We start from the raw sequence: 12,690 nt of genomic DNA, 5'->3' as shown, positions 1-12,690 counted from the left end.
AGAGAAGCCTCAGGACCGAACTTTACATTTTCTTAGGCAAAAATTGGATCGCTGGCACCGTACAGCGCCTTGATGGTTTCCCGCAGCCAGAGGATTTTCGGATTATGGCTGTTCCGTTTATGCCAGATCAGCGTGAAGGGAACGGTAAGCTTTTCAGCCTGCGCTTCGTCAATGGGAATGGGCAGCGCGATCAGCTTCCGCTGGTGGAGTTGATTGTAGTGATGACAGTAGTGCGGAGCCGTGGCGATATAGTTGTGACCGGGCTGCGCTGCCATAAACATCGACTGCTCAAAGCCCGGCACGCTCATGGCAATGTTTCTCTCCTGACCCATCTCCTTTAGCACTTCGTCCAGTGCCCAGGTGTCGCTGCGTTCCCAGAAGATGCTGATGTGCGGGTAGCGCAGGAAGGTCTCAAGATTCCATTCGTCCTGTAGCGCGGGGTGATCCTCACGCAGATACACGCACGGACGGTCGCTGAACAGGATCTCATAGTCGATGAACCACGGCATTAGCTTCAGCAATTCACGCGATCGCGGGTGCGTTTCGCGTCCGGTGAATCCCAGATCCACCTCTCCACGCGTAATGGCGTCCAGCGAGTCATAATCCCAGTGACGCATCTTCACCGTAGCCTGCGGATAGCGCTGGTTCACCTGCTCCAGAAGGGCGTTAAAGCGGATCAGCATCAACGGTGTTTCGGCGGCCAGCACAAACGTTAGCCCGCCCGGGGAATCATGGTGGAATTTATCGAGGATCTGGTTGCCGATTTGCATCCAGTCAGCCAAATCCTGCTCGAGGCTTACCGTCAGCGGGGTCGGCAGCAGCCCCAACGGCGTTTTGACAAACAGCGGGTCGTCAAACCAGTCACGCAGCTTGGCCAGCGATTTACTCACCGCAGACGGCGTCACGTTCATCCGCTTCGCCGCTTTGGTGACGCTGCGCTCCTGCAGCAAAAGCTGCAGGCACAGCAACAGGTTAAGATCGAGACTGCTGATGGGCTTCTTCATAATGCGCCGCGGGCTGGATGACCATAAGTAAGGTAATGCACAGTATGCTACAGCCAATCAGAACCCCGATCAGCATATTCAGCGCGTTAAGCCCGATGACCGCCGCCAGCCAAATCCACAGCGACGAGCCGCAGACCTGCGCAATTCCCAGCACCGAGCTTGCCACGCCTGCCCGCAGCGAGAAGGGGCCAAGCGCCTGGCTCATCGCCACGCCAAAGCCAACCGAGAACCCGGCACAAATAAGGGTAATACCCGCCAGCATCACCGCATGCGAGCTGGTGGTTGCCAGGATCGCGCCAGCCGTGAGGAATAAAACCTGTGAGGTCAGCATCAGCGTGCGCTGGCGGAAGATATTCAGCGCAAACGGCGTCGAAAACGAAACGGCCATACTGACCATCGCGGTTAATGCCATCACCGTTGAATACTCACCGCGATCGAAGCCCATGGTCTCCATCAGTAAAACCGGGGAAACGTTTACATAGGTCAGGATCACCGCCACGCTTAACATGGTCACGGCCAGACGACTGAGGAAAAAGCGGTTAAGCAGCTTCTCGGCTGGGTGAATGGTTGCGGTATGACCGGTATTCTGCGAGCCCGGGTGGGTCTCTTTCAGCACGCCGATGGACAGGATAAACACCAGCGCGCCCATCGCCGCCATGGTCCAGAACAGGCTCTGCCACGGGAATTTCAGCATGATCAGATATCCCACGACCGGGGCCAGCACCGGGATAATGCAGGTAATACCGTTCAGCATCGAAAGCACCTTAGCGCGACGCTGGGCGCTGAGGGTGTCGCGCAAAATGGCAAACGCGACGACGTAGCAGCCACCTGCTCCAATGCCCTGAATAAACCGTCCGGCCAGGAACAGCGTGCTGTTTTGCGCCTGTGAGCAGAGAAGGGAGGCCAGGGCAAAGATGATGGCACCCGTTATTGCGACGGGCTGACGGCCTGCCTTATCCGCGATCTTCCCGGCAAAGACCATCGACGACGCCATCCCCGCAAGATAGGCCGAAAATGCGATGTGCAGCTGCGCCTCGCTGGCGCCCAGATCGCGGGCGATGTGCGGCAATCCTACCAGATACATATCAATGCCGGACGGATAAAGCAGAACTAATGCGAAACTACAAAACAGAAAACGCGCCATAAACCCCCCATAGATGCAGGCATGCAGGATAGGGGGTGAAAAGAGATTAGGCGAGTTGCCATTTGGACAATGGTGATTTCCAGGGAGGAAATCACCATTGATTAGCGGGAATTACTTACCAATACAGAAGCTCGAGAAGATCCGTCCCAGCAGATCGTCCGACGTAAACTCCCCGGTGATCTCGCTCAGATTCTGCTGCGCCAGACGCAGCTCTTCCGCCAGCAGTTCACCCGCCCACGCGCCGATCAGCTGCGCTTTACCCTGAACAAGGTGGTTCGCCGCCTCTTCCAGCGCCTGCAGGTGACGACGACGCGCCAGAAAGCCGCCTTCCATGCTGGTATCAAAGCCCATGCTCTGCTTGAGATGGTTACGCAGGTCGTCAACGCCTTCACCGGTACGCGCCGACAGGCGAATCAGTGAGTGACCATTTACATCGCTGATACCCAGCGTTTCGCCGGTGACGTCCGCTTTGTTACGCACCACGGTGATGGGCAGTTTAGCCGGCAGACGGGCGATAAAGTCTGGCCAGATCTCAGCCGGGTCAACGGCGTCGGTCGTGGTGCCGTCCACCATAAACAGCACACGGTCAGCCTGCTCGATCTCCTGCCAGGCACGTTCGATACCGATGCGCTCAACCTCGTCGCTGGCATCGCGCAGGCCGGCAGTGTCGATGATGTGCAGCGGCATCCCGTCGATGTGGATGTGCTCGCGCAGCACGTCGCGAGTGGTGCCGGCAATGTCGGTGACGATCGCCGCTTCACGGCCCGCCAGGGCGTTCAGCAGGCTCGATTTCCCGGCGTTAGGGCGTCCGGCAATCACCACCTTCATCCCTTCGCGCAGCAGGCTGCCCTGGCGCGCTTCGGCGCGAACGGCGTCGAGATCGGCCATCACCTGGTTGAGCTGCGCTTCGATTTTACCGTCAGAGAGGAAGTCGATCTCCTCATCCGGGAAGTCGATAGCCGCTTCCACGTAGATCCGCAGGTGAGTGAGTGCTTCCACAAGGTGATTTACGCGGGCGGAGAATGCCCCCTGCAGCGAGTTCAGAGCGGAGCGGGCCGCCTGTTCTGAGCTGGCGTCGATCAGGTCTGCAATCGCTTCTGCCTGCGCCAGGTCGAGCTTGTCGTTGAGGAAGGCACGCTCGGAGAACTCGCCCGGCTTCGCAATGCGCAGGCCCGGCAGGGTCAGGATACGTTTTAACAGCAGGTCGAGGATAACCGGGCCGCCGTGGCCCTGCAGCTCCAGCACGTCTTCGCCGGTGAAAGAGTTCGGGCCGGGGAACCACAGCGCAATGCCCTGGTCCAGCGGCGTGCCGTCGGTATCTTTAAACGGCAGGTAATCAGCGTAGCGCGGCTTTGGCAGTTTACCCAGCACCGCTTCGGCCACCTCGCGCGCCTTCAGGCCGGAGATACGCAGAATGCCTACACCACCGCGTCCCGGTGGGGTTGCCTGGGCGACGATAGTGTCGTTATGGCTCATGGTTGGTCTCGTTCAATACAAATAAAAAAGGCGGTCAATCGACCGCCCTTATTTTAGCGTTAACTTACCGAATCAGGACTTTTTCTTTTCGCGGCTATGCAGGCCACGTTTTTCCAGACCACGGTAAATCAGCTGCTGCTGGATGATGGTCACCAGGTTGCTGACGATATAGTACAGCACCAGACCTGACGGGAACCACAGGAAGAACACGGTGAAGATGACCGGCATAAAGGTCATGATCTTCTGCTGCATCGGGTCGGTCACGGTGGTCGGCGACATCTTCTGGATGAAGAACATCGTCACGCCCATCAGGATCGGCAGGATGTAGTACGGGTCCTGTGCGGACAGGTCATGGATCCACAGTGCGAACGGCGCGTGGCGCAGCTCAACGGAACCCATCAGCATGTAGTACAGCGCAAGGAAGATTGGCATCTGAATCAGCAGCGGGAAGCAACCACCCAGTGGGTTCACTTTCTCTGCTTTGTACAGGGCCATCATTTCCTGGCTCTGACGCTGTTTGTCATCGCCCAGACGCTCACGCATTGCCTGAATCTTCGGCTGCAGCATACGCATCTTCGCCATGGAGGTGTACTGCGCTTTAGTCAGCGGGTACATGATGCCACGAACGATGAAGGTAATAACGATGATGGAGAAGCCCCAGTTACCCAGGAAGCTGTGGATGAACTTCAGCAGCTTAAACAGCGGCTGAGAGATGAACCACAACCAACCGTAATCAACGGTCAGATCCAGGTGCGGCGCAACAGCGGCCATTTTGTCCTGAATTTCCGGGCCGACCCACAGGGTGCTTGCCATCTTACCGGTTTGACCCGGCTGAACCAGAACCGGCTGAGATTTGTAGCCGATGGCTGCAAGACCGTTGCCCAGGTTCGCGGTATAGAAGTTATTCGTACCGTCGTTGTTTGGGATCCAGGCCGTAGCGAAATACTGTTGCAGCATCGCAACCCAACCGCCTTTGGAACTAACGTTCAGGTTTTCGTTATCCGCAATGGTGTCGAATTTGTATTTCTCATACTTCGCGTCTGGCGTGGAGTACGCCGCGCCACGGAAGGTATGCAGCGCAAAGTTGCTGCTTCCGGTATCACGGTGAGACGGCAGATTGATGGACTGCTTCAGCTGGCCAAAGGTAGACAGTTCCAGCGGTTTCGCACTGGCGTTCTGTACGCTGTAGCCCACTTTCACCGCATATTCACCGCGCTTCAGGGTGAAGGTTTTAGTGAAGGTGTTGCCTGCGGCGTCGGTGTACGTCATCGGGATCGCGAGTTCGTTCTGACCATCAGCCAGCACAAAGGTGTCGCTCTCGACGTTATACAGTGGACGCGCACCGTTAGCCGGGTTATCCGGGCCATCACGACCGGTCAGGCCGCTCTGCGCCTGATAGATAAACTCAGGCGTGGTTTCCAGTAACTGGAACGGTTCGTTAGACTTCAGCTCTTTCGGGTAGGTCAACAGCAGCGCCTGCTCAATATCACCACCACGGGTGTTGATTGTCAGCTCAAGCACATCGGTCTTAACCGTAATCTGTTTCCCCTGGCCACTGGCCGGTACGCCCTGGTCGGCGGCGCTACCCGCTGCGGTGGTCGTAGTCTGCGTGGTCTGCTGCTGGGGTTGAGGATTTTTATCCTGCTCCCATGCCTGCCAGATCATGAAAGACACGAACAACAAAGCGATGATAAGAAGATTGCGTTGCGAATCCATCGTTAGTGTTCTCTGGTATCAAAGGGTCCTGGGGGGACGGGGTCGTCTCCACCTGGGTGTAAAGGGTGGCATTTTAATACGCGTTTCACCGTCAACCAACTGCCTTTTATCACTCCAAACCTGCGCAATGCCTCAATTCCGTAGCTTGAGCATGTTGGTGTGAAACGGCAGTGCGGCCCGAGTAGCGGACTAATCAGGCGTTGATAGACCCGAATGAGGGCTATCAGGACCCGTGAGCCAGGCGACAGTGGCGGCGCCATAATTTTTCCAACGCTTCCGAGAGAGCACGGTTATCGAGGTCGGCAACCCCTTTCTTCGCCACCACCACGAAATCCATTGAAGGCAGTTCGTGCTGACGTAAACGGAAGCTTTCACGCGTCAGACGTTTAATCCGATTGCGTTCATGCGCACGCTTAACATTTTTCTTGGCGACTGTGAGACCGATGCGGGGATGCCCCAGCGAATTTTGGCGGCCGAGGATGGTGATTTGCGGCGTGCCAGCCCGTAGTGGCTGCTGGAAGACGAAAGTGAAATGAGCGGGAGTTAACAAACGTAACTCCCTGGGAAATGCTAGCTTAACCACTCAGGGGTTAGCTTTATTACTTGGAAACGGTCAGACGAGCGCGGCCTTTAGCACGACGACGTGCCAGAACCTGACGACCATTTTTAGTAGCCATACGAGCACGGAAGCCGTGAGAACGGTTGCGCTTCAGTACAGACGGTTGAAAAGTGCGTTTCATGGCGATTTCTACCTAAACTTGAATAAATTCACTGACTTTTGCGTATACCCGAACGAGTTTCGAACGACTAACGCCTCAGCGTGGGTGATTAAAGAGGCCGGATTGTAATAATTGTACACTCCGGAGTCAATTCTCTTTCCTTATTTCCCGCGTATTTCCGCACGTTTTCGCGTGGAAAATGAGCAACGGACGACGCAGGAAGATGAGCATCACGCGCCGGGTCGAGGATTATACGGCCTCGCCAACAAAGCGCAAGGATCGTCCCGGATCTTCGTTAGATCATTTAAGCAATAAATTATCTGTGCTCATTAATTTTTCCAATATGCGGACTAAATCGTGGGGCACTGGCGCCAGGATCGTTTACACTTACCCGGTTCCGGATCTTCCTGTGGATAAATCGGGAAGAATCTGTGAGAAACAGAAGATCTCTGGCTCAGTTTAGGCTATGATCCGCGGTCCCGATCGGGAGCCAGCGATCCTGGCCGGGTATAACCGCAGATAGCGGTTCGCACATCACCCTCATTGGGTCATGTCGATGTGCGCCAACAATCATGAATATTCAATAGTTTTCTTTTATTGTTCGAGTGGAGTCCGCCGTGTCACTTTCGCTTTGGCAGCAGTGTCTTGCCCGATTGCAGGATGAGTTACCAGCCACAGAATTCAGTATGTGGATCCGCCCGTTGCAGGCGGAACTGAGCGATAACACGCTGGCTTTGTATGCGCCAAACCGTTTTGTGCTCGATTGGGTAAGGGACAAGTACCTTAATAACATTAATGGACTGCTGAACGATTTCTGCGGGTCAGATGCCCCGCAGCTGCGCTTTGAAGTGGGCACAAAGCCGGTCACCCAAACCGTTCGTGAAACCGTGAACGTAGCAGCACCCGCTCAGGCCGCTCCTGCTCCGGCCCCTCGCGTCGCACCCGCTCGTCAGGGCTGGGATAATGTCCCTGCACCGGCTGAGCCAACCTACCGCTCTAACGTTAACGTGAAACACACGTTCGATAACTTCGTTGAAGGTAAGTCGAACCAGCTGGCGCGCGCGGCGGCTCGTCAGGTTGCTGATAATCCCGGTGGGGCCTACAACCCGCTGTTCCTTTATGGCGGCACGGGTCTGGGTAAAACGCACCTGCTGCATGCGGTGGGTAACGGCATTATGGCCCGCAAGCCCAATGCCAAAGTAGTGTATATGCACTCCGAACGCTTCGTTCAGGACATGGTAAAAGCCCTGCAAAACAATGCGATCGAAGAGTTTAAACGCTACTATCGTTCCGTTGACGCGCTGCTCATCGATGACATCCAGTTCTTTGCGAATAAAGAACGATCGCAGGAAGAGTTTTTCCACACCTTCAATGCTCTGCTGGAAGGCAATCAGCAGATCATTTTGACTTCGGATCGTTATCCAAAAGAGATCAACGGCGTTGAAGATCGTCTGAAATCCCGCTTCGGCTGGGGCCTGACCGTGGCGATCGAGCCACCGGAGCTGGAAACCCGCGTCGCGATCCTGATGAAGAAAGCCGATGAAAACGACATTCGCCTGCCGGGCGAAGTGGCGTTCTTCATTGCCAAGCGTCTGCGCTCCAACGTGCGTGAACTGGAAGGGGCACTGAACCGCGTTATCGCCAATGCCAACTTCACCGGTCGTGCGATCACCATCGATTTTGTGCGTGAAGCGCTGCGCGATTTGCTGGCATTGCAGGAAAAACTGGTCACTATCGACAATATTCAAAAGACGGTGGCTGAGTACTACAAGATCAAAGTGGCAGATTTACTGTCTAAACGTCGTTCCCGCTCGGTGGCGCGTCCGCGTCAGATGGCGATGGCGCTGGCAAAGGAGTTAACCAACCACAGTCTGCCGGAAATCGGGGATGCGTTTGGTGGCCGTGACCATACGACCGTGCTGCACGCTTGTCGTAAGATTGAGCAGTTACGCGAAGAAAGCCACGACATAAAAGAAGATTTTTCCAATTTAATCAGAACATTATCATCGTGACGCTATGAAATTTACCGTTGAACGTGAACATTTATTAAAACCGCTGCAACAGGTGAGTGGCCCATTAGGTGGCCGCCCAACGCTGCCTATTCTCGGAAACCTGCTGCTTCAGGTCGCGGACGGTACGCTGTCGCTGACCGGTACAGATCTGGAAATGGAAATGATCGCGCGCGTTACGCTGACGCAGCCGCACGACGCGGGCGCGACCACGGTTCCGGCACGTAAATTCTTTGATATCTGCCGCGGGCTGCCGGAAGGCGCTGAAATCGCCGTGCAGCTGGAAGGCGACCGTATGCTGGTGCGCTCTGGCCGCAGCCGTTTCTCGCTCTCCACGCTGCCTGCTGCGGACTTCCCGAACCTGGACGACTGGCAGAGCGAAGTGGAATTCACCCTGCCGCAGGCGACGATGAAGCGTCTGATTGAAGCCACGCAGTTCTCCATGGCGCATCAGGACGTTCGTTACTACTTAAACGGCATGCTGTTCGAAACCGAAGGTGAAGAGCTGCGTACTGTAGCTACCGACGGCCACCGTCTGGCGGTCTGTTCCATGCCGATTGGCGACTCACTGCCAAACCATTCGGTGATCGTGCCGCGTAAAGGGGTGATTGAGCTGATGCGTATGCTCGACGGTGGCGACACGCCGCTGCGCGTGCAGATCGGCAGCAATAACATCCGCGCCCACGTGGGTGATTTTGTCTTCACCTCGAAGCTGGTTGACGGTCGTTTCCCGGATTATCGCCGCGTATTGCCGAAAAATCCGGACAAAACGCTGGAAGCAGGCTGCGATAGCCTCAAGCAGGCGTTTGCGCGTGCGGCCATTCTCTCTAACGAGAAATTCCGCGGCGTGCGCCTGTACGTGAGTGAAAACCAGATCAAAATCACCGCTAACAACCCGGAGCAGGAGGAGGCAGAAGAAATTCTGGACGTCACCTACGCCGGCGCTGAGATGGAAATCGGCTTTAACGTCAGCTACGTACTGGATGTGCTGAATGCGCTGAAATGCGAGAACGTGCGCATCCTGCTGACCGACTCCGTTTCAAGCGTACAGATTGAAGATGCCGCATCACAGTCGGCTGCCTATGTTGTTATGCCAATGAGACTGTAATGTCGCTCACCCGTCTGTTGATCCGCGACTTTCGCAATATCGAAAGCGCGGATCTCGCTTTATCCCCTGGCTTTAACTTCCTGGTTGGCGCAAACGGCAGCGGCAAAACCAGCGTGCTTGAGGCCATCTATACGCTCGGCCACGGTCGGGCGTTTCGCAGTTTGCAGATTGGTCGCGTCATTCGCCACGAGCAGGAATCCTTTGTTTTGCACGGGCGTTTGCAGGGGGCGGAGCGGGAAACTGCCATCGGCCTGACCAAAGACAAGCAGGGCGACAGCAAGGTGCGCATCGACGGCACCGACGGCCATAAAGTGGCGGAGCTGGCGCTGCTGATGCCAATGCAGCTGATTACGCCGGAGGGGTTTACTTTACTCAACGGCGGCCCCAAATACAGAAGAGCGTTCCTCGACTGGGGATGCTTTCACAACGAAGCCGGTTTCTTTAACGCCTGGAGCAACCTGAAGCGTCTGCTCAAGCAGCGTAACGCTGCACTGCGCCAGGTTACCCGTTACGCCCAGCTGCGTCCGTGGGACATGGAGTTAATTCCTCTCGCGGAACAAATCAGCAACTGGCGTGCCGAATACAGCGCAGGTATCGCCGAAGACATGGCCGACACCTGCAAACAGTTTTTACCTGAATTTTCTCTCACCTTCTCCTTCCAGCGCGGCTGGGAGAAAGAGACGGATTATGCCGAGGTGTTAGAGAGAAGCTTCGAGCGTGACCGCATGTTGACCTACACCGCGCACGGCCCGCACAAGGCGGATTTCCGCATTCGTGCCGACGGTGCACCGGTGGAAGACACGCTGTCGCGCGGGCAGCTCAAGCTCCTGATGTGTGCGCTGCGCCTGGCACAGGGAGAGTTTCTCACCCGCGAGAGCGGAAGACGCTGCCTGTACCTGATAGATGATTTTGCCTCGGAACTTGACGACGCGCGGCGCGGGCTGCTTGCCAGCCGCTTAAAAGCCACGCAGTCGCAGGTTTTCGTCAGCGCCATTAGCGCTGAACACGTTATAGACATGTCGGACGAAAATTCGAAGATGTTTACCGTGGAAAAGGGTAAAATAACGGATTAACCCAAGTTGAAATGAGCGAGAAACGTTGATGTCGAATTCTTATGACTCCTCCAGTATCAAAGTCCTGAAAGGGCTGGATGCGGTGCGTAAGCGCCCGGGTATGTATATCGGCGACACGGATGACGGCACCGGTCTGCACCACATGGTATTCGAGGTGGTAGATAACGCTATCGACGAAGCGCTCGCGGGTCACTGTAAAGACATCGTGGTCACCATCCATGCGGACAACTCCGTCTCCGTCACCGATGATGGTCGTGGCATCCCAACCGGTATTCACCCGGAAGAGGGCGTATCTGCTGCGGAAGTGATCATGACCGTCCTGCACGCAGGCGGTAAGTTTGACGATAACTCCTATAAAGTTTCCGGCGGCCTGCACGGCGTAGGCGTCTCCGTGGTTAATGCCCTGTCGCAGAAGCTGGAGCTGGTTATCCAGCGCGAAGGCAAAATTCACCGTCAGCTCTATACGCACGGCGTGCCGCAGGCACCGCTGGCCGTCACTGGCGACACCGACAAAACCGGTACCATGGTGCGTTTCTGGCCGAGCCTTGAAACCTTCACCAACGTCACCGAATTCGAGTACGACATCCTGGCGAAACGCCTGCGTGAACTGTCGTTCCTGAACTCCGGCGTCTCGATTCGCCTGCGCGACAAGCGTGATAACAAAGAAGACCACTTCCACTACGAAGGCGGTATCAAGGCGTTCGTTGAGTATCTGAACAAGAACAAAACGCCTATTCACCCGAATATCTTCTACTTCTCCACCGAAAAAGACGGTATCGGCGTGGAAGTGGCGCTGCAATGGAACGACGGTTTCCAGGAAAACATCTACTGCTTCACCAACAACATTCCGCAGCGTGACGGCGGTACGCACCTTGCAGGCTTCCGTGCGGCGATGACCCGTACCCTGAACGCCTACATGGACAAAGAAGGCTACAGCAAGAAAGCGAAAGTCAGCGCCACCGGCGATGACGCCCGTGAAGGCCTGATTGCCGTTGTCTCCGTGAAGGTGCCGGATCCGAAGTTCTCCTCACAGACCAAAGACAAGCTGGTCTCTTCCGAGGTGAAATCGGCGGTTGAACAGCAGATGAACGAACTGCTGAGCGAATATCTGCTGGAAAACCCGTCCGATGCGAAAATCGTGGTGGGTAAAATTATCGATGCGGCGCGTGCCCGTGAAGCGGCGCGTAAAGCCCGTGAAATGACCCGTCGTAAAGGCGCGCTGGACCTGGCAGGCCTGCCGGGCAAACTGGCTGACTGCCAGGAACGCGACCCGGCGCTGTCCGAACTGTACCTCGTGGAAGGGGACTCCGCGGGCGGTTCTGCGAAGCAGGGCCGTAACCGTAAGAACCAGGCGATTCTGCCGCTGAAGGGTAAAATCCTCAACGTTGAGAAAGCCCGTTTCGACAAGATGCTCTCTTCTCAGGAAGTGGCGACGCTCATCACCGCGCTGGGCTGCGGCATTGGTCGCGATGAGTACAACCCGGACAAACTGCGCTACCACAGCATCATCATCATGACCGATGCGGACGTCGACGGCTCGCACATTCGTACGCTGCTGTTGACCTTCTTCTATCGTCAGATGCCTGAAATCGTTGAACGTGGCCACGTCTACATTGCCCAGCCGCCGCTGTACAAAGTTAAGAAGGGCAAGCAGGAACAGTACATTAAAGATGACGAAGCGATGGATCAGTACCAAATCGCGATCGCCCTTGATGGCGCGACCCTGCACGCGAACTCGCACGCCCCTGCACTGGCCGGTGAGCCGCTGGAGCGTCTGGTGTCCGAGTTCAACGCGACGCAGAAAATGATTACGCGTATGGAACGCCGCTATCCGAAAACGCTGCTGAAGGAGCTGGTTTATCAGCCAACCCTGACCGAAGCCGATTTGAGCAACGAGCAGACCGTAACCCGCTGGGTGAACGCCCTGGTGACCGATCTCAACGAGAAAGAGCAGCACGGCAGCATGTGGAAATGCGATATCCAGCAGAACGCCGATAAGCAGTTCGAGCCTATTATTCGCGTGCGTACCCACGGCGTTGACACCGACTATCCGCTGGAACACGAGTTTGTGACTGGTCCGGAATACCGCCGTATCTGCACGCTCGGCGAGACGCTGCGCGGCCTGATCGAAGACGATGCGTTCATCGAACGTGGCGAACGTCGTCAGCCGGTAGCCAGCTTCGAGCAGGCGCTGGACTGGCTGGTGAAAGAGTCCCGTCGTGGCCTCGCGATCCAGCGCTATAAAGGTCTGGGCGAAATGAACCCGGAGCAGCTGTGGGAAACCACCATGGATCCGGAAAGCCGCCGCATGCTGCGCGTTACCGTTAAGGACGCGATTGCTGCTGACCAGCTGTTCACGACCCTGATGGGCGATGCGGTTGAACCACGTCGTGCCTTCATCGAAGAGAACGCCCTGAAAGCGGCAAATATCGATATTTAAT

The 12,690-nt window shown here is 56.2% G+C and carries 11 protein-coding genes; 4 read left to right on the top strand and 7 right to left on the bottom strand.

Annotated features, from left to right (window positions below):
- Positions 1-32: 32 nt before the first annotated feature.
- The 7 genes from yidZ to rpmH form a co-directional block, all read right to left on the bottom strand.
- The gene (yidZ, locus tag ACOTZB_RS21420) at positions 33-1,004 is read right to left on the bottom strand and encodes an HTH-type transcriptional regulator YidZ (RefSeq protein WP_421628489.1); all 972 of its coding nucleotides are present in this window, start codon (positions 1,002-1,004) and stop codon (positions 33-35) included.
- Positions 973-2,148 (bottom strand): MFS transporter, encoded by a 1,176-nt coding sequence (locus ACOTZB_RS21415; protein ID WP_421628488.1) that lies wholly within the window; start codon positions 2,146-2,148, stop codon positions 973-975. The genes yidZ and ACOTZB_RS21415 overlap by 32 nt, the downstream gene beginning before the upstream one ends.
- Before the next feature lie 111 nt (positions 2,149-2,259).
- Complete coding sequence (gene mnmE, locus ACOTZB_RS21410) at positions 2,260-3,624, bottom strand: tRNA uridine-5-carboxymethylaminomethyl(34) synthesis GTPase MnmE (RefSeq protein ID WP_021242672.1); 1,365 nt, start codon at positions 3,622-3,624, stop codon at positions 2,260-2,262.
- Between the two features lie 72 nt (positions 3,625-3,696).
- Complete coding sequence (gene yidC / locus ACOTZB_RS21405; RefSeq protein ID WP_421628487.1) at positions 3,697-5,340, bottom strand: membrane protein insertase YidC; 1,644 nt, start codon at positions 5,338-5,340, stop codon at positions 3,697-3,699.
- Positions 5,341-5,342: 2 nt separating this feature from the next.
- Positions 5,343-5,600 carry a membrane protein insertion efficiency factor YidD gene (gene yidD, locus ACOTZB_RS21400; protein ID WP_001307474.1) on the bottom strand — a complete coding sequence of 86 codons (258 nt, stop codon included), beginning with the start codon at positions 5,598-5,600 and terminating at the stop codon, positions 5,343-5,345.
- The gene (rnpA, locus tag ACOTZB_RS21395; protein ID WP_032640303.1) at positions 5,564-5,923 is read right to left on the bottom strand and encodes a ribonuclease P protein component; all 360 of its coding nucleotides are present in this window, start codon (positions 5,921-5,923) and stop codon (positions 5,564-5,566) included. Before rnpA ends, yidD begins: the two co-directional genes overlap by 37 nt.
- A 16-nt stretch (positions 5,924-5,939) precedes the next feature.
- Positions 5,940-6,080 carry a 50S ribosomal protein L34 gene (gene rpmH / locus ACOTZB_RS21390; protein ID WP_000831330.1) on the bottom strand — a complete coding sequence of 47 codons (141 nt, stop codon included), beginning with the start codon at positions 6,078-6,080 and terminating at the stop codon, positions 5,940-5,942.
- A gap of 596 nt (positions 6,081-6,676) precedes the next feature.
- Between rpmH and dnaA the strand changes: the two genes are divergently transcribed.
- Genes dnaA through gyrB form a run of 4 tightly spaced genes read left to right on the top strand, consistent with a single transcriptional unit; the run spans position 6,677 to position 12,689 of the window.
- Positions 6,677-8,071 carry a chromosomal replication initiator protein DnaA gene (gene dnaA, locus ACOTZB_RS21385; protein ID WP_010426558.1) on the top strand — a complete coding sequence of 465 codons (1,395 nt, stop codon included), beginning with the start codon at positions 6,677-6,679 and terminating at the stop codon, positions 8,069-8,071.
- 4 nt (positions 8,072-8,075) lie between these two features.
- Positions 8,076-9,176 (top strand): DNA polymerase III subunit beta, encoded by a 1,101-nt coding sequence (gene dnaN / locus ACOTZB_RS21380; protein ID WP_008500170.1) that lies wholly within the window; start codon positions 8,076-8,078, stop codon positions 9,174-9,176.
- A complete protein-coding gene (gene recF / locus ACOTZB_RS21375) occupies positions 9,176-10,249 on the top strand; it encodes a DNA replication/repair protein RecF (protein ID WP_023309805.1) in 1,074 nt (357 codons plus the stop codon). The genes dnaN and recF overlap by 1 nt, the downstream gene beginning before the upstream one ends.
- Positions 10,250-10,277: 28 nt before the next feature.
- Positions 10,278-12,689, top strand: a complete 2,412-nt coding sequence (gyrB, locus tag ACOTZB_RS21370) for a DNA topoisomerase (ATP-hydrolyzing) subunit B (protein WP_421628486.1) — start codon at positions 10,278-10,280, stop codon at positions 12,687-12,689.
- Position 12,690 lies beyond the last annotated feature (1 nt).

The sequence above is a fragment of the Enterobacter cloacae complex sp. SHL020 genome (assembly GCF_049236945.1).
In the GTDB taxonomy this organism is placed as follows: Bacteria; Pseudomonadota; Gammaproteobacteria; order Enterobacterales; family Enterobacteriaceae; genus Enterobacter; species Enterobacter dykesii.
This window is presented reverse-complemented; position numbering and strand designations above follow the sequence as displayed.

Excerpts from the sequence above, each read along its gene's own strand:
- gyrB (WP_421628486.1), top strand. The coding sequence starts at position 10,278 with ATGTCGAATTCTTATGACTCCTCCAGTATCAAAGTCCTGAAAGGGCTG.
- yidD (WP_001307474.1), bottom strand. The coding sequence starts at position 5,600 with ATGGCGCCGCCACTGTCGCCTGGCTCACGGGTCCTGATAGCCCTCATT.
- recF (WP_023309805.1), top strand. The coding sequence starts at position 9,176 with ATGTCGCTCACCCGTCTGTTGATCCGCGACTTTCGCAATATCGAAAGC.
- dnaN (WP_008500170.1), top strand. The coding sequence starts at position 8,076 with ATGAAATTTACCGTTGAACGTGAACATTTATTAAAACCGCTGCAACAG.
- rpmH (WP_000831330.1), bottom strand. The coding sequence starts at position 6,080 with ATGAAACGCACTTTTCAACCGTCTGTACTGAAGCGCAACCGTTCTCAC.
- ACOTZB_RS21415 (WP_421628488.1), bottom strand. The coding sequence starts at position 2,148 with ATGGCGCGTTTTCTGTTTTGTAGTTTCGCATTAGTTCTGCTTTATCCG.
- yidC (WP_421628487.1), bottom strand. The coding sequence starts at position 5,340 with ATGGATTCGCAACGCAATCTTCTTATCATCGCTTTGTTGTTCGTGTCT.
- mnmE (WP_021242672.1), bottom strand. The coding sequence starts at position 3,624 with ATGAGCCATAACGACACTATCGTCGCCCAGGCAACCCCACCGGGACGC.
- yidZ (WP_421628489.1), bottom strand. The coding sequence starts at position 1,004 with ATGAAGAAGCCCATCAGCAGTCTCGATCTTAACCTGTTGCTGTGCCTG.